This is a genomic window from Gammaproteobacteria bacterium, from assembly GCA_024235095.1.
Classification (GTDB): Bacteria; Pseudomonadota; Gammaproteobacteria; order Competibacterales; family Competibacteraceae; genus UBA2383.
Window position 1 is genome coordinate 601,533 of sequence record JACKNC010000002.1, and the last position, 15,648, is coordinate 617,180.

General features: G+C 57.7%; 12 protein-coding genes. 6 read left to right on the top strand and 6 right to left on the bottom strand.

Annotated features, from left to right (window positions below; all coding sequences use genetic code 11):
* Positions 1-182: 182 nt before the first annotated feature.
* The 5 genes from frdA to H6973_15790 all read left to right on the top strand — a co-directional run bounded on the left by frdA (position 183) and on the right by H6973_15790 (position 4,319).
* Positions 183-1,943, top strand: coding sequence for a fumarate reductase (quinol) flavoprotein subunit (gene frdA / locus H6973_15770; protein MCP5127044.1), 1,761 nt, complete (start codon positions 183-185; stop codon positions 1,941-1,943).
* Positions 1,940-2,683 (top strand): succinate dehydrogenase/fumarate reductase iron-sulfur subunit, encoded by a 744-nt coding sequence (locus tag H6973_15775; protein MCP5127045.1) that lies wholly within the window; start codon positions 1,940-1,942, stop codon positions 2,681-2,683. Before frdA ends, H6973_15775 begins: the two co-directional genes overlap by 4 nt.
* Positions 2,680-3,066: a fumarate reductase subunit C gene (locus H6973_15780; protein MCP5127046.1), complete on the top strand. Its 387-nt coding sequence runs from the start codon at positions 2,680-2,682 to the stop codon at positions 3,064-3,066. The genes H6973_15775 and H6973_15780 overlap by 4 nt, the downstream gene beginning before the upstream one ends.
* Positions 3,067-3,068: 2 nt before the next feature.
* Positions 3,069-3,413 (top strand): fumarate reductase subunit D, encoded by a 345-nt coding sequence (locus H6973_15785; protein MCP5127047.1) that lies wholly within the window; start codon positions 3,069-3,071, stop codon positions 3,411-3,413.
* A gap of 90 nt (positions 3,414-3,503) precedes the next feature.
* Positions 3,504-4,319, top strand: a complete 816-nt coding sequence (locus H6973_15790) for a class I SAM-dependent methyltransferase (protein ID MCP5127048.1) — start codon at positions 3,504-3,506, stop codon at positions 4,317-4,319.
* 113 nt (positions 4,320-4,432) lie between these two features.
* Here the strand turns inward: H6973_15790 and H6973_15795 are convergent, their stop codons facing one another.
* Both H6973_15795 and H6973_15800 read right to left on the bottom strand, forming a co-directional pair.
* Positions 4,433-4,627: a hypothetical protein gene (locus tag H6973_15795; GenBank protein MCP5127049.1), complete on the bottom strand. Its 195-nt coding sequence runs from the start codon at positions 4,625-4,627 to the stop codon at positions 4,433-4,435.
* 291 nt (positions 4,628-4,918) lie between these two features.
* Complete coding sequence (locus tag H6973_15800) at positions 4,919-5,227, bottom strand: hypothetical protein (protein MCP5127050.1); 309 nt, start codon at positions 5,225-5,227, stop codon at positions 4,919-4,921.
* A 98-nt stretch (positions 5,228-5,325) separates the two neighbouring features.
* Between H6973_15800 and H6973_15805 the strand changes: the two genes are divergently transcribed.
* Positions 5,326-6,504: a DUF1343 domain-containing protein gene (locus H6973_15805; GenBank protein ID MCP5127051.1), complete on the top strand. Its 1,179-nt coding sequence runs from the start codon at positions 5,326-5,328 to the stop codon at positions 6,502-6,504.
* Between the two features lie 4 nt (positions 6,505-6,508).
* On the opposite strand, the gene glgX is transcribed toward H6973_15805, so the two are convergent.
* The 4 genes from glgX to H6973_15825 all read right to left on the bottom strand — a co-directional run bounded on the left by glgX (position 6,509) and on the right by H6973_15825 (position 15,600).
* Complete coding sequence (gene glgX, locus H6973_15810; protein MCP5127052.1) at positions 6,509-8,653, bottom strand: glycogen debranching protein GlgX; 2,145 nt, start codon at positions 8,651-8,653, stop codon at positions 6,509-6,511.
* Positions 8,654-8,727: 74 nt separating this feature from the next.
* The gene (locus H6973_15815; GenBank protein ID MCP5127053.1) at positions 8,728-9,960 is read right to left on the bottom strand and encodes a glucose-1-phosphate adenylyltransferase; all 1,233 of its coding nucleotides are present in this window, start codon (positions 9,958-9,960) and stop codon (positions 8,728-8,730) included.
* Positions 9,957-13,376 (bottom strand): maltose alpha-D-glucosyltransferase, encoded by a 3,420-nt coding sequence (treS, locus tag H6973_15820; GenBank protein MCP5127054.1) that lies wholly within the window; start codon positions 13,374-13,376, stop codon positions 9,957-9,959. The genes H6973_15815 and treS overlap by 4 nt, the downstream gene beginning before the upstream one ends.
* A 10-nt stretch (positions 13,377-13,386) precedes the next feature.
* Complete coding sequence (locus tag H6973_15825) at positions 13,387-15,600, bottom strand: alpha-1,4-glucan--maltose-1-phosphate maltosyltransferase (protein ID MCP5127055.1); 2,214 nt, start codon at positions 15,598-15,600, stop codon at positions 13,387-13,389.
* Positions 15,601-15,648: the final 48 nt, after the last annotated feature.

Below are 15,648 nucleotides of genomic sequence, written 5' to 3' on the forward strand. Positions count from 1 at the left end.
GTGCTGCGCCGACAACATCGAAACATCATCCGCCTTGCTTGTAACGTCCTGCCCGTGTCCACGGCGAGGGCGGCGTCTGATGCATGTTTTCCGGAAATCAGCCCCTGGCCGCGGGTCCACCACCTACTCTTTTCATTCATCTTTCACCCATCCGACCGGCGCCATGCCGAGGAGCCAAAATAATGGAGATCATTAAAACCGACGTTGCCATCGTCGGCGCGGGAGGCGCGGGGCTGCGAGCCGCCATCGCCCTCGCTGAAGCCGACCCGAAGTTGCGCATCGCCCTGGTCTCGAAAGTCTACCCCATGCGCAGCCACACCTGCGCCGCTGAGGGCGGAGCCGCCGGAGTCATCAAACCCGACGACAGCCTCGACCTGCATTTCAACGACACGGTTGGCGGCGGCGACTGGCTGTGCGACCAGGACGCCGTGGAGTACTTCATCAACGAAGCCCCCAAAGAACTGATTCAACTGGAGCACTGGGGCTGTCCGTGGAGCCGCGAACCCGATGGCGCTGTCGCCGTGCGGCCCTTCGGCGGTATGAAGATCAAGCGCACCTGGTTCGCCGCCGACAAATCCGGCTTCCATATCTTGCACACGCTGTTTCAAACCTCGCTCAAATATCCGTCCATTCAGCGCTTTGACGAATATTACGCCACCGATCTGCTGGTCGATGACGGGCGCTGCCAAGGCTTCACGGCGCTGGAAATCCGCAGTGGGGAAATGCGCCAGTTCCAGGCCGGCGCGGTGATCATTGCCGCTGGCGGCGCTGGACGTATGTTCCCGTTCACCACCAATGGCGCGGTCAAGACCGGCGATGGCATGGCACTGGCCTATCGGGCCGGCGCACCGCTCAAGGATATGGAATTCGTCCAGTACCATCCCACGGGCTTGCCCAATAACGGCATTCTACTCACTGAGGGCTGTCGCGGTGAAGGCGGCATCCTGCTGAACAAGGACGGTCGCCGCTACCTGCAAGACTATGGCATGGGACCGGAAACCCCAGTAGGTCAACCGGTGTTGAAAACCATGGAACTCGGTCCTCGCGACCGGCTCAGTCAGTCCTTCTGGCACGAGCAGCAAAAGGGCAACACGGTTTCCACGCGCTGGGGCGATTGCGTGTTGCTGGATATGCGCCATCTGGGTGAGAAAAAGATCGACGAACGGTTGCCGCTGGTGCGCGATCTGTGCATCAGCTATCTGGGCATGGACCCGGTCAAGGAACCGATTCCGATTCGTCCGGTGGTGCATTACTGCATGGGCGGCATTCACACCAACGTCGAAGCGGCGACCCCGCTGCCGGGCCTGTTCGCCGCGGGCGAATGCGCCTGCGTCAGCATCAATGGCGCGAATCGTCTTGGCTCCAACTCCCTGACGGAACTGCTGGTGTTTGGCCGGCGCGCGGCGCTGAGCGCCATCGCCCATCTGCAATCAGGTCAGTCCGCGGGCAACGACGCCGCGCTGGCCGCCCAAGCGCAGGACTCTGCAAACCGGATTCAGGCGTTGTTCGACAAGAGCAGCGGTACAGAATCCATCGCGGGCTTACGCCAGGAAATGATGGATACCATGGAGGCCGGGGCCGGCATCTATCGCACCGGCGAGGGTCTGGCCGCGACCTGCGACAAGATTGCCGAACTGCGTCAGCGCTACGCCGGTATCGGACTCCACGACAAGAGCCGTGTCTTTAACACCGACCTAATGCAAGCGCTGGAACTGGGTTCCATGCTCGACTGTGCGGAAGCCGCTGCGGTCGGGGGGCGGGACCGTCAGGAGTCGCGAGGCGCTCACCAGCGACTGGATTTCACCGCCCGGGATGACCAGAAATTTCTCAAACACAGTCTGGCCCATTATCATCCCAAGGAACCGCCGCGCATCGAGTATCTCGATGTTGTCATCACCAAGTCGCAACCCGGTGTGCGTGACTACTCAGGAGCCAAGAAATGAGCGAACGCCAGATCCAACTGGAAGTGCTCCGTTATAACCCGGAGACCGATAGCGAGCCCCGGTTTCAGACCTACTCGGTGCCGTGCCTGAATGAATGGGTGGTGCTGGACGCCCTGAACTACGTCAAGGACAACCTGGACCCCACCGTGAGCTATCGCTGGTCCTGCCACATGGCGGTCTGCGGCAGTTGCGGCATGATGGTTAACGGCGAACCGAAACTGGCCTGCAAAGCGTTCATCCATGAGTACGGCGACCAGATTCGCGTCGAACCGCTGGCTAATTTCCCCATTGAACGGGATTTGGTCACCGTCGTCGATGATTTCATCGGCAAACTCGCTAGCGTCAAGCCGTATCTGATTCCCAAGGAGGACAAACCGGTCAGCGCCGGCGAGTACAAGCAAAGCCCGGTGGAACTCAAGACCTTCAAGCAGTACACGCTATGCATCAACTGCATGTTGTGCTACGCCGCCTGTCCGCAATACGGCCTGGTCCCGGAATTCATCGGTCCGGCAGCCATCTCGCTGGCGCACCGCTATAACCAGGATTCCCGTGATGGCGGTCGGGAACAGCGCCAGGAGGTCATTGCCTCTCACGATGGCGTCTGGGAGTGCTCGTTTGTCGGCGCATGCTCCGAGGTCTGCCCCAAGCATGTCGATCCCGCCAGCGCCTTGCAACAAGTCAAGGTTGCCAGCACTATCGACTGGTACAAAGAACACCTGATGCCCTGGATGAAGAAATGAGCCGTAAACCTTATATCCGTGAGATGTCCAAGACGAACTGGTTCTTCAGCCAGCCGCGCTACACGCGCTACATGGCCCGCGAAGTGACCTGCATTTTCATTCTGGCCTACACTATTTTGCTGATCTTCGCCCTGAAAAATCTGGCGGATGGCCCTGAAGCCTACGCCGGGTTCCTGGAGGCGCTGAACAGTCCGCTCGGAATTCTGTTTAATCTGGCGGCGTTGGTGGGAGCGGTGTATCACAGCACCTCGTGGTTCAACGTCACGCCCCAGGCCATGCCGATTCAACGGGGCGAGGAATTTGTGCCCGGTAGCATCATCGTCGGCGCACATTACGGCGGCTGGGCGCTGATTTCACTGATCGTGTTGTTTCTGGGGGTGTGACCGTGGCCAAATCCAATAAACCAATTGTTTGGGGACCGTTCGCGGCAGGCGGTACGATTACCGCGTTCGTCACGCCGGTGCTGGTGCTGTTGACGCTATTTGCCGCAATGGGTTTCGTTCCCAGTCTGCTGACCTACGAAAACTTGCATGCTTTCGCGGCCAACTGGCTAGGCAAGCTCGTGATCTTCGGCATCATCCTGTTGTCTCTGTGGCATGCCGCGCACCGCCTGCGGGTCACCTTGCATGATTTCGGCATTCGCGCCGATACGTGGGTAGCCATTGCGGTCTATTTCATCGCCAGCCTGGGAACCATCGCAACGCTGTTTTATCTCTTGCGTATCTCATAACCGGCGATTGCTCTTTTCGCCCTCAACCCTCAACCCCGCTCCCTCACCAGTGAGCGGGGATTTTTCATACCGGCTCGAAGGAAATTTCGCATGACGAGTTCGCAATCGGCTCAAAGCGCGGTCGCCTTGCACCAACCGCAGTCTTTGAAGAGCGGCGCCGACGCCGAACAGACGGTCGGCCTTGAAGCCACCCGTTCAGCGGCTGAAAATCCGCCGCCTGTCCCGTTGCCTGTCTATTTGCAGCAAACCTACTGGTGGGCTTACCTGCATCCCGCTTCGGTACGGGTTTTCGAGCGGCAATGGCTGGTCAATCTGATTCTGTGGGGCAATTTTGCGCCGTTGCGCGATATGGCGTTGCAGGAATTGGAGCCGTTTAAAAATGGGAACATTCTACAGGTCGCCTGCGTTTACGGGGATTTCACCGAGCGGTTAACCCAACGTCTGGGGCCGGACGGGCGGCTGGATGTAGTGGATGTTGCGCCGGTTCAACTGGAAAATCTGAAGTCCAAGTTGAATAGCGATAGCTCACGGGTTGGCGTACATCATCAGGACTCGGCTCATCTGCGTTTCGCTGACGCCAGCTATGACTGTGTAGTGGTGTTTTTTCTGTTGCATGAGCAACCCGAGAACGTCCGCATTCGCACGATTGCCCAAGCTTTGCGGGTCGTTAAACCCGGCGGCAAGGTAATTTTCGTCGATTACCATCGCCCGGATGTGCTGAATCCCTTCCGGTACGTCATGATCCCCATCCTGGCTTCCTTGGAGCCTTTTGCCATGGATCTCTGGCGTCGGGAAATCAAGGATTGGCTACCCGATGAAGCGCGCAACCTGGCGATCGATAAGCAGACCTTCTTTGGCGGACTCTACCAGAAGGTCGTCATTACCACCCCTAAAGCGGCGGCATGATGCTTTCCTGTTGAAGTTTTGTGTTGCAATAAAAAAACCCCGGTCAACCGGGGTTTTTTTATTTGTTAAAAAGTTGAGTAACCTGCTGAATTTGTTGTTGCTCATGAAGTGAGTCAATGGGAAAACTTTGCAAGCACATCATCTTCGATGTGGTGGCAGGTATCCGGGAATAGCGCCGAAGCCACGGCGCCCATCGGCAACAGGAACACCAGCGCACCGACCAGAGCGACCAGCCAGAAACCCAAGAATGGCGATAACACCAAGATTAGAATGGCAAATACAGCGACTTTAAGCAGTTCTTTCATCATTTAATACGCGGCGAAACTCTCGTCTTCTACGGCGTGAGTGGTCGCGTCCTCCATCGTTGGATTTTGAAAAATCCGATTGCAAGCGATGCAATGATCTATATGAAACGCTTGCGTCCGGAACCCGATGACATGGGATGATCCGAATCTTTGATATGTTATGCATTGTTTCAGACTCATCTCACTTGTGCGTTAGTTTAACAAAGAAAATGTTGCGATGCAAAAAAAATTGCGTTTCCGCATATCTTCATTGGAGGAAACCCGTAAAATGGGCGATCCGGGCATTGGATAGGATTAGTCTTTATACAATCCCTTAAAGTCTGGTGGGGGCGGCAGCAACGCGCCGGTGGGAAAATGTTCAAGGGCTGCCGGATGGTCTTGAAAAGGCGCATGGTGGTCCGCTTGACTGAGATGGCGGGTGTAGCGGGCTTCAGTAAACAGGCTTAAATCGCTCAAACCGAGTTCCCGAACCAGCGCCTGACTGGCGGCATGATGAACGGTTCGTGAGCGCCAGACTGCATCAAGCAACGTTAGGCCGAACAACAACAATAAGGCGCCAAGCACCATTAAGGCCAGATGCGACAAACGATGGGTAACTTTCATTAGGGTGGAGTCTATGTTTATGACAAATTTGGCAGAATTCGAGCGTAAGCGCTGCCCAAGCGCTAAAATTAACCCTTTATTTAGGGGATGATGATCTGATGTCCCGTGTGCAGACTGGTCTGGAAACCTTAATTTCCGAATTTCCCGAAAAGATTCGCGACGCGCGCATAGGCGTGGTTTGCCACCCGGCCAGCGTCGATGCCGAGTTGCGCCATATTCTCGACCTGCTGCCGGCGACCGGCGCGCGGATCGCCGCTATTTTTGGCCCCGAGCACGGCGCGCAGGGTACGGCGCAGGATATGGAGCACATCGAAGATCTACCGGTTGATCCACGGTTCAGGGCGCCCGTGTATAGTCTATACGGCGCGACCTTCGAGAGCTTGACGCCGCGTCGCAAACAATTACGAGGACTCGATGCGCTGGTCATTGATCTGCAGGATGTCGGCGCGCGCTACTATACCTACATCTGGACCATGGCGTTATGCATGCAAGCCGCCGGCAAAGCAGGTATACGGGTGCTGGTGTGTGATCGTCCCAACCCAATCAATGGGATTACCACGGAAGGCAATCTGATTAAACCGGGCTTTGAATCCTTTGTGGGTCTGGACCCGTTGCCCAATCGCCATGGCCTGACGATTGGAGAGATTGCCCGCTATCTTCAAAGTCGGCGTGGCGTCGAATGCGAACTGGAGGTGTTGCCCATGCGCGGCTGGCAACGCGAAATGTATTTCGAGGATACCGGCTTGCCGTGGGTTTATCCCTCGCCTAACATGCCTACGGTGGACACTGCGTTAGTCTATCCCGGTATGTGTCTAGTGGAAGCGACCGATTTGTCGGAAGGACGTGGAACCTGCCGGCCTTTTGAAGTCGCCGGCGCGCCAGGCATCGATCCTGACGCATTGGCTGCCGATTTGTCGGGACAAAACCTGACCGGGTGTCAGTTCCGCCCGCTGTATTTCCGCCCGCTGTTTCAGAAACACGCGGGGAAGACCTGCGGGGGCGTACAAATTCATGTCACCGACCGCGAGCAATTTGACTCCTTTATGACCGGCGTAGCCTTCTTACACAGCATCCGCCGGGTGGCCCCGGAAGCATTTGCCTGGCGGGCTAAACCTTACGAGTTCGTCGATGTGATTCCAGCGATTGATCTGCTGGCTGGAGATGAACGGTTGCGTTTAGCTTTGGATGCAGGGGCGGATCTGGCGGAATTGGCCGAGGAATGGTTGCAGGAGCGGGTCATTTTTGAGACCGTGCGCCAGGAAATGCTGCTGTATTAAAAGGCTAAGCCGATAGACGCCGATGCCGCAGCACCACCAATGAACGACCGCGCACTGGATAGGGTTCCTCGGCGGGATGCTGGTTGCCATACATCGGCTGACCCTGTGGTAGAGCGGTATCGATCAGGACCTCGAACATCGGATTTTCGCGCAGCACCGGCAACACGAAGGGCACTTCCTCGTGATGCGCGTTGAACAGCAACAGAAAGTCATCATCCTCCAGCGCATGGCCGCGTTCATCCCAGTCGCCCAAGCCATCGCCTGGTAGATAGAGTCCGAGACAACGGGCGTAATCATGACTCCATTCGTCATCGTCAACTTCCCGCCCATCGGGATTGAACCAGAGAATATCGCGCACCCCCTCGCCATGAATGCCCCGGAAGAAATGCCGGCGGCGGAAAGTCGGGTGTCGCTGACGAATCTGGATCAACCGTTGGGCAAAGGTCAGTAATTCACGGTTCTCCGGCAACCAGGAGATATTCCAGTCGAACCAACTGATTTCATTGTCCTGGCAGTAGGCATTGTTGTTACCGCGCTGGGTGCGTCCAACCTCATCGCCGGCCAGCAGCATCGGCACGCCTTGCGACAGCAGTAGGGTCGTCAAAAAATTACGGCGCTGATGCAGGCGCAAGGCGAGAACCGCCGGATCGCTGGTATCGCCCTCCGCCCCGCAATTCCAACTGCGATTGTGTGAATCGCCGTCCTGATTGTCCTCGCCATTGGCTTCATTGTGGCGCTCGTTGTAGCTGACCAGATCGTAGAGCGTAAAGCCGTCATGGGCGGTGATGAAGTTGATGCTGGCGTGCGGATGGCGACCGTTGTGCTCGTATAAATCGGCGGAACCGGTCAACCGATAGGCCAAGTCGCCGATCAAACCGCCCTCGCCGCGCCAGTAATCGCGCACCACATCACGATACTTGCCATTCCATTCGCTCCAGCCGACCGGGAATTTTCCAACCTGGTAGCCGCCTTCGCCCACATCCCACGGCTCGGCAATCAGTTTGACCTGGGACAACACGGGGTCCTGCTGGATCACATCCATGAATGAGTCCTCCTGATCAACCACCCCGTCTTTGTCCCGCGCCAGCGTGGCGGCCAGGTCAAAGCGAAAGCCGTCGACGCGCATTTCCTGCGCCCAGTAGCGCAGACTGTCCATGACCATTTGCAACACCCGGGGATGCGCCGTATTCAACGTATTGCCGCAACCGGTGTAATCCATGTAATAGCGGGGATTATCGGGAACCAGCCGGTAATAACTGGGGTTGTCGATGCCCCGGAAATTCAGGGTCGGACCCAGGTGATTGCCCTCAGCGCTATGGTTATAAACCACGTCGAGAATGACCTCGATGCCCACGGAATGGAGCGTCTTGACCATGCTCTTGAATTCGTTCACCGGATTATCAGTGGCCGCGTAGCGCGGATTTGGCGCGAAATAGCCGAGGGTGCTGTAACCCCAGTAGTTGCGCAGACCTCGATCCAGCAACAGGCGTTCGTCAGTGAAGTACTGGATCGGCAGCAATTCGACTGCGGTAACGCCCAGCGCTTTCAGGTAGTCGATGACCGGACTGTAGGCCAGTCCCGCATAGGTGCCGCGCAACTCTGCTGGAAGCTCCGGGTGGCGCATGGTGAAACCGCGCACATGCAGCTCATAGATCAGCGTATGGTGCCAGGGAACATGCGGCGAGCGGTCATCGCCCCAGATAAAAGCGCCGTCCACCACTTGACACTTGGGCATACCTGGCGCGCTATTGCGAGTATTGACGCTCAGATCTTCGGCGCGTCCCCCCATCCGGTAACCAAACTGAGCGTCGCTCCATTGCATCGGGCCGACAATGGCCTTGGCGTAGGGATCGAGAAGCAACTTATTCGGGTTGAAACGATACCCTTCCTCGGGTCCGTGAGGGCCATGCACCCGATAACCGTACAACAAGCCAGGCCGCGCATCGGGCAGATAGCCATGCCAGACGCGACCCGTGCGTTCGCGCAGAGGAACATGGGTGATTTCATGCTTGCCCTTGGCGTCGAACAGGCACAATACGACCTGATCGGCGTGTTCCGAGAACAGCGCGAAATTGACGCCCTCGCCATCCCAGGTTGCGCCCAAGGGATATGGCCGGCCCGGCCAAACGGTCATGGTGGATTTATTCATCAAGCTTGATCCAGCAAAGGCGCCAAGCACCAGACTCCGATTATTTTAACCTGGGGCCTGACACCTTAATAAAGTTACTCGCTAAACGCCTGCATGGTCGCGGTCACCTCCTGCGGGCCAACCACAGTGATGCCGCCCTGGGTGACCACGTATTTTTTGCGATCCTCTTCAAGATCGTAGCCAATGCGCGTCCCCGCTTCGATCACGTTGTAACCGCCGATGATAGCCCGCCGCAACCGCGCGCCGCGCTTGATGTGGACGTATTCCTGAATTAGACAATCCTCGATCTCCACATCGTCTTCAATGATCACTTCACGACGGATGATCGTGTTGGTGATCTTGGCCTGGCGCACCATAGAGCCGGCGGCCACCACGCTGTTTTTGATTTGGGCGTCCATCAGGCGCGCTACCGGCCCCTGATAGTTACTGGAAAAGATCCGCCATTGCGGGTTGAACATATCGAAACGCGGCTGCTCGCCCAACAGATCCTGGTGCGCGTAGAAATAAGCGTCCCGGGTGCCGACATCGCGCCAGTAAGCCTGCTCCTCATAGGGTTTGACGCCCGGCACCTTATTGGTGGCGAAGTCGTAGGCGAAGACGCGATGCGTGTCCTTCAGTTTGGGCAGGACATGGTGACCAAAGTCATGCTCGCCGCGCTCATGCGCCTCTTTAAGCGCTTTCACCAACACTTTAGCGTCGAACAGGTAGTTGCCCATCGAGGCATAAGCGCGGGTTGGATCAGAGGGCATGGGCGGCGGGTTGGCCGGCTTCTCCTGGAATTCGTTAACCCGGCCCGCATGGTCGGCGTGGATGACGCCAAACGAACTGGCCTCGGCGATCGGCACCGGCAGCGCAGCGACCGTCGCATCAGCGGCCCGTTCCAAGTGAAAATCCACCATCTGCTGAAGATCCATCCGGTAAATATGGTCGGCGCCGAACACGACCACCAGATCAGGGTTATGGAGTTGAATCAGGTTGATATTCTGATAGACGGCGTCAGCGGTGCCTTGAAACCAGTCGCCGCCGCTCATCATCTGCGGCGGCACCACCGTGACGAATTCCTCGTTCCGCATCGGCGACACCACCCACGCCTTGCGGACATGCTCAATCAGCGATTGGGATTTGTATTGCACCAGCATGTAGATCGATTGAATACCCGAATTGAGCAGGTTGCTCAACACGAAATCCACGATGCGATAGCGGCTGCCAAACGGCAGCGAAGGTTTCGAGTTATAAGCCGTCAGGGGACTCAAGCGGGCGCCTTCGCCGCCTGCCATTACAAAAGCCAGGATTTTTGGTTGTTTCATCGCGGCACATCCTTCGATTCGAATGATAAAAGTTCACATAACCCACCAAGTGGGATCTCCACCCAGGCAGGACGATTATCCAGTTCATAACGCAGTTCGTAACATGCTTTCTCCAAGGCAAACAGTTCCAATAACACCCGGACTTGATCAGGATCGGCGGGATAGCCCGGGCTGTCCCCCGCCGCTTCGGTGTAGCCCGCCAGGAACGCTGTGCGGGTCTGCTGTTCCCATTCATGAGCATGAGAAAGGAGCGTCTCCCGGTCACTGGCCCCATCCGCCGTGACCTGGCGCAAGGCGGCATGCACCGCGTAATTGAAGGAGCGCAACATGCCCACCACATCGCGCAGCGGCGAGTGCTTGCCGCGGCGTTCCTCCAGCGACCGCGCCGGCTCGCCTTCAAAGTCGATGATGATCACATCGTCTTTGGCCACCAGCACTTGGCCAAGATGGTAATCGCCGTGATAACGGGTCTTCATGGCGTGCGGCGTCATCGCTTCCACCTGCGCTGAACGCGCTGCCGCCGCGCCGCGCGCTTCCAGAACCTGAGCCGCCAGTGAGGCATAACGTCCCGCGCGCGGCAACCCGATTTGCGCCTCCAGCACCCGCTTGCCTAAGTCGCGCACCGCCTCGGGTAACCGATCCAGCGCCTGTTGTAATCGCTCGAAGGTCATCTCGACCTCCTCGCGAATCTGGTCTAGCCAATGGGTCATGTCGGCAACGGTAATCGGTTCTGGGTCAAAGGCGGGATTGCCCGTGGTTTGCGCCAACGCCCGATGCAGTTCGCCGGTGCGCCGGCCCAGGGTCGTGGCGAACAGCAGAAAAACGGCATGCGGACTCGGACTCTCGTCGGTTTCAGGAACAGTCGATTCGGTCTGTTGAGACAGGCAGTCATCGAAAAACCGCTTGAGATAATCCAGGGTATAGGTCCAGGCATCCCCCTGGTTGGCGACGAATCCTTGCAGAATCGCCAGAGCGATGACGGTTCCATTCTCGTCATCTTCATATTCCAGCGCCCCGGCCAGCGGCGCGGCGTTGGCGAAAGCAGCGATGTCGGTAAGGAAGCGGCCCATCTCCAGTTCCGGGCTGATGCCCGGTTGCAACCGGCGGTAACCTTTGAGCAACATGCGATTGCCGATGGCAATAGTAGTATTGCTGCTGTCCAGCGCTAGTCGCTTAACCGGCAACATTTCCGGCAAGTCACCCGCCAACGAATGGAAGGCGCGGGTCGCCGAGAACTTCAGCCAGCCATTGCCCAGGGGAATCCGGGCATTGCGGGCGATCATTTTCATGAGGCCCTGAGAAAACCGTTCGTCGGCGAAGGCGTCATACAGCAAGCCCATGCGGGCGCGCACCCGCACCCGAGCCAGTGCGTAGGGCCACAACGATCGCAGAGTTTCGTCACCGTCGTCTTTTTCCTCCCAGGCCAGCGCAAGCGGTAGTCCATAATCCTGCGGTTCGTCGCGCCCCACCAGCCAGACCCGAATCCGCGCTAACACCCACTCGGTTTGATCCGCCCAGATATCGTAGTTTTCAAACTCGACCCGCTCGATGCGCCCACCCTTGCCGGCGAACCAGCGCTGTGTGGGCAGGAAATCCGGCAACACCTCCCGGACCAATCGCTGGTGCAGGTTCTCGGCCATCTCCCGCCGGCTGGGTTCAACTTGATCGGGGAAAAAACTCTTCCACCCCTGGAACAAGACCAGCACCCGTAAATCGGCGCCCGGCAAACGGTCTTCATGCCAAGCAGGCGGGGCCGCGTAGCTCAGCCGGAACCAGTAGAAACCGTAACGGGGTAACGTCAGCAGGTAGGGCAATTCACCAATGGGCGGAAAGGAGATCTGGCCGAGCATTTCCACCGGCACCATGCCTTTGAACTTACCCAGGTTCAGTTCCACGGGTTGCGCGGAGCGGGACAGATTGGCGACGCACATGACAACTTCGTCCGCAAAGGCGCGAATGTAAGCCAGAATTTTACGATTACCGGGACGCACCATCTCCAGCCGACCCCGCCCAAAGGCTTGGGAGGTTCGGCGCACGGCGATCATGCGCTTCATCCAATTCAACAACGAGGCAGGCGCGCGAATTTGCGCCTCCACGTTAAGCGCTTCGTAGCCGTAGATCGGGTCCATGATCGGCGGCAGGTACAGACGCTGTGGATCGGCCTTGGAGAACCCGGCATTGCGATCCGGACTCCATTGCATCGGCGTGCGCACGCCGTTGCGGTCGCCGAGATAAAAGTTGTCGCCCATGCCGATTTCGTCACCATAATAAATAATGGGGGTGCCTGGCATCGACAGCAACAAGCTGTTCATCAGCTTGATTTTTCCATAATCGTTGTCCATCAGCGGGGCCAGCCGCCGGCGGATGCCGACATTGACCCGCATCCGGGGATCGGCGGCGTAGGTGCGGTACATGTAGTCCCGCTCACGGTCAGTGACCATTTCCAGCGTCAGTTCGTCGTGGTTGCGCAGGAATACCGCCCATTGGCAATTATCAGGGATGTCTGGGGTCTGTTCGAGGATTTCGACGATGGGATAGCGGTCTTCCTGGGCGATAGCCATGTACATGCGCGGCATCAGCGGGAAGTGATAGGCCATGTGGCACTCGTCGCCGTCGCCGAAGTAATCGCGCACATCCTCCGGCCACTGATTCGCCTCGGCCAGAAACAGGCGGCTGCGGTAATGTTTATCCACCACAGCCCGCATCTGCTTAATGACGTCATGCGTTTCGCGCAGATTCTCGTTGTAGGTGCCCTCGCGCACACACAAGTAGGGAATGGCGTCCAGCCGCAGCCCATCGACGCCCATGTCCAGCCAGAAGCGCATCACCTTGGTCACGGCTTTCACCACTGCCGGATTATTGTGATTCAAATCCGGTTGGTGCGAGAAGAAACGATGCCAATAGTATTGTTCCGCCACCGGATCCCAAGCCCAGTTGGAAGTCTCGGTATCCGTGAAAATGATGCGGGTTTCCGGAAATTTGTCGTCATCGTCGTTCCAGAGATAGAAGTTCCGCTGCGGCGAACCTCGGGGCGCCTTTCGAGCCGCCTGAAACCAGGGGTGCTGATCGGAGGTATGGTTGATCACCAACTCGGTGATCACTTTGAGTCCCCGGTGGTGCGCTTCGCGGACGAAGTTGCGGAAGTCAGCGAGTGTACCGTATTGGGGATGGACGTTCTGATAATCCGAGATGTCGTAACCGTCGTCCCGCAAGGGTGAAGGGTAAAAGGGCATCAGCCACAGCGTGTCAACCCCCAGCTCCTGAATATAATCCAGGCGTTGAGTCAGACCCCGGAAATCGCCGATACCATCCTGGTTGCTATCGCCAAACGCCTTGACATGGAGTTGATAGATCAGGGCGTCTTTGTACCATAGTGGGTCTTCAACCCCGGGCCAGCCTTTCGGATTATTCGCCATGTTTTGTTCCTCAACCCTGGAAAGTTGGAAAATCGCGCTCGGTGTGCAGACCGCTGAGGACCCGGAAGATATGCACCGGCATCCGATGCGGATTCAGCTCCACATAATTACGCGGCCCGTTCCAGATGTAGTGCGCGCCGGTCAGCAGATCATGCACCTGGAACGGCTGAAACGGATCGACGCCTAGTTCCTCCAGGTTCAATCCCGTCCAACCCGCCTGGGTGTAGTTAGGATCCAGATTCACTAGCACCAGGATGATGTTGGAATGGTCGACTGTGGACTTGCTGTAACAAATAATCTGATCATTGTCGACATGATGGAGGCGCAGATTCCAGTCGGATTGTAACGCCGGATTGTGCTTGCGAATGCGATTCATCAAGGCAATGAACTCGCGCAAGCTGTCCGGTCCATCCAGATCCTGGAAACCGCGCTGGCGCAACTGGTATTTCTCCGAATCGAGATATTCCTCGCTGCCATGCTTGACCGCAACGTGCTCCATCATTTCAAAAGCGGGTCCGTAAATGCCGTAATTGGCGGTCAGGGTCGCCGCCATGGCTAGTCGGGTCATGAACATGGGTTTGCCGCCGAATTGCAGCGACTCGTGCAGGATATCCGGAGTGTTCGGCCAGAAGTTGGGGCGGAAATACTCGCGGCCCGGTCCCTGACACACTTCATTGGCGTACTCGCTCAGTTCCCATTTCGTGTTGCGCCAAGCGTAATAGGTGTAGGACTGGGTGTAGCCGAGCTTGGCCAGGCGATGCATGACCTTGGGTCGCGTGAAGGCTTCGGCCAGGAAAATCGCATTCGGCGTGGTTTGCTTGATGTCGTTGATCAGCCATTCCCACATCGCAAAGGGCTTGGTGTGGGGATTGTCGACTCGGAAGATGCGCACGCCCTGAGCAACCCAGAATTCAAAGATGCTTTTGATCTCTTCCCACAGCGCTTGCCAGTCAGCGGTTTCAAAATTGAAGGGATAAATGTCCTGGTACTTCTTGGGCGGATTCTCGGCGTACTGCACCGTACCGTCTGGCCGCCAGCGGAACCAGTCAGGATGTTCTTTAACGTAGGGATGATCCGGCGCGCATTGCAGCGCGATGTCCAGGGCGATGTCGATGCCATGCTCGCGGGCTTTCTGCACCAGCTCCCGGAAGTCTTCCAAAGTACCCAGTTCCGGCAGGATGCTCTTGTGACCGCCCTCCGCTGCGCCGATGGCCCAGGGGCTGCCGACATCGTCGGGGCCGGGGGTGAGCGTGTTGTTCTTGCCCTTGCGGTTGACCCGGCCAATCGGATGAATCGGCGGGAAATACAGCACATCGAAGCCCATCGCCGCCAGGCGCGGCAGCCAGGCTTCGCAGTCCTTGAACGTCCCGTGCTTGCCGGGCACCGGGCTGCACGAGCGCGGAAACATTTCGTACCACGTGCTGAACCGGGCGCGTTCATCGTCGGCGACGACGCCTAGTATCTTGTCGTAACTGAGCGCCAGCGTGCGATCGGCCTGGCGGAACATGATTTGCGCCAACTCCTCATCCAGTCCCAACTGGCGACGGTGTTGCAATTCCTGCTCGCCGGCCAGTTCTTTGGCGCGCTGGATCAGCCACTGACCGTCTGCGCCCGCCACCCGTTGCCCCGCTTTGCCCACCAGTTCCGCGCCGATGCGTAGCGACAGAGCAATATCTTCCGCCTGCTCCCAACGGCCCAGATCATGCCGCCAGGATTTGAAGTGATCGACCCAGGCGAGAACCGTGTATTCGTAGCGGCCAATCTCGGTTATTTTGAACTCGCCGCGCCAGCGATCGTTAACCAGAAAACGCATCGGCGTTTCCTGCCAGGCGGTCTCGCCAACTTTACGATATTGCAGAACACAGGACAGGGAATCGTGACCGTCGGTAAACGCATCCGCTTCGACCACCACGCTTTCCCCGACTGTGCGCTTGATCGGGAAGCGGCCACCGTCGATTTCCGGGTTGACGCCCTCGATAACGATGCGCTTGCGGCCATCTGTCGCGACCTTCACAACTTCGGGAGTTGGCACGGGTTCCTGAACCGCTGTAGCCGTTGCCGGCTTGTCAGGCGCTGCCGCGTTTTGCTTTACTTCCGGCGCGGGTTCAGTCCTCTGGACAGTGGCGGTTGCTGGTTTGCTGGTAAGCTCCGGCTGTTTTTTTACCCCTGAAGCGGATTCGGGGATGACTTGCTTTCTGTCATTCGCCACGGTCTTTTTAGGCATACCGATGATCCTCGTTGTGCTATCTGCGACTGTTCGGGACTTGATTTA

What these genes read in the sequence shown, in the direction of transcription:
- frdA (MCP5127044.1), top strand. Translation starts at nt 183, where the DNA reads ATGGAGATCATTAAAACCGACGTTGCCATCGTCGGCGCGGGAGGCGCG.
- H6973_15775 (MCP5127045.1), top strand. Translation starts at nt 1,940, where the DNA reads ATGAGCGAACGCCAGATCCAACTGGAAGTGCTCCGTTATAACCCGGAG.
- H6973_15780 (MCP5127046.1), top strand. Translation starts at nt 2,680, where the DNA reads ATGAGCCGTAAACCTTATATCCGTGAGATGTCCAAGACGAACTGGTTC.
- H6973_15790 (MCP5127048.1), top strand. Translation starts at nt 3,504, where the DNA reads ATGACGAGTTCGCAATCGGCTCAAAGCGCGGTCGCCTTGCACCAACCG.
- H6973_15795 (MCP5127049.1), bottom strand. Translation starts at nt 4,627, where the DNA reads ATGATGAAAGAACTGCTTAAAGTCGCTGTATTTGCCATTCTAATCTTG.
- H6973_15800 (MCP5127050.1), bottom strand. Translation starts at nt 5,227, where the DNA reads ATGAAAGTTACCCATCGTTTGTCGCATCTGGCCTTAATGGTGCTTGGC.
- H6973_15805 (MCP5127051.1), top strand. Translation starts at nt 5,326, where the DNA reads ATGTCCCGTGTGCAGACTGGTCTGGAAACCTTAATTTCCGAATTTCCC.
- glgX (MCP5127052.1), bottom strand. Translation starts at nt 8,653, where the DNA reads ATGAATAAATCCACCATGACCGTTTGGCCGGGCCGGCCATATCCCTTG.
- H6973_15815 (MCP5127053.1), bottom strand. Translation starts at nt 9,960, where the DNA reads ATGAAACAACCAAAAATCCTGGCTTTTGTAATGGCAGGCGGCGAAGGC.
- treS (MCP5127054.1), bottom strand. Translation starts at nt 13,376, where the DNA reads ATGGCGAATAATCCGAAAGGCTGGCCCGGGGTTGAAGACCCACTATGG.
- H6973_15825 (MCP5127055.1), bottom strand. Translation starts at nt 15,600, where the DNA reads ATGCCTAAAAAGACCGTGGCGAATGACAGAAAGCAAGTCATCCCCGAA.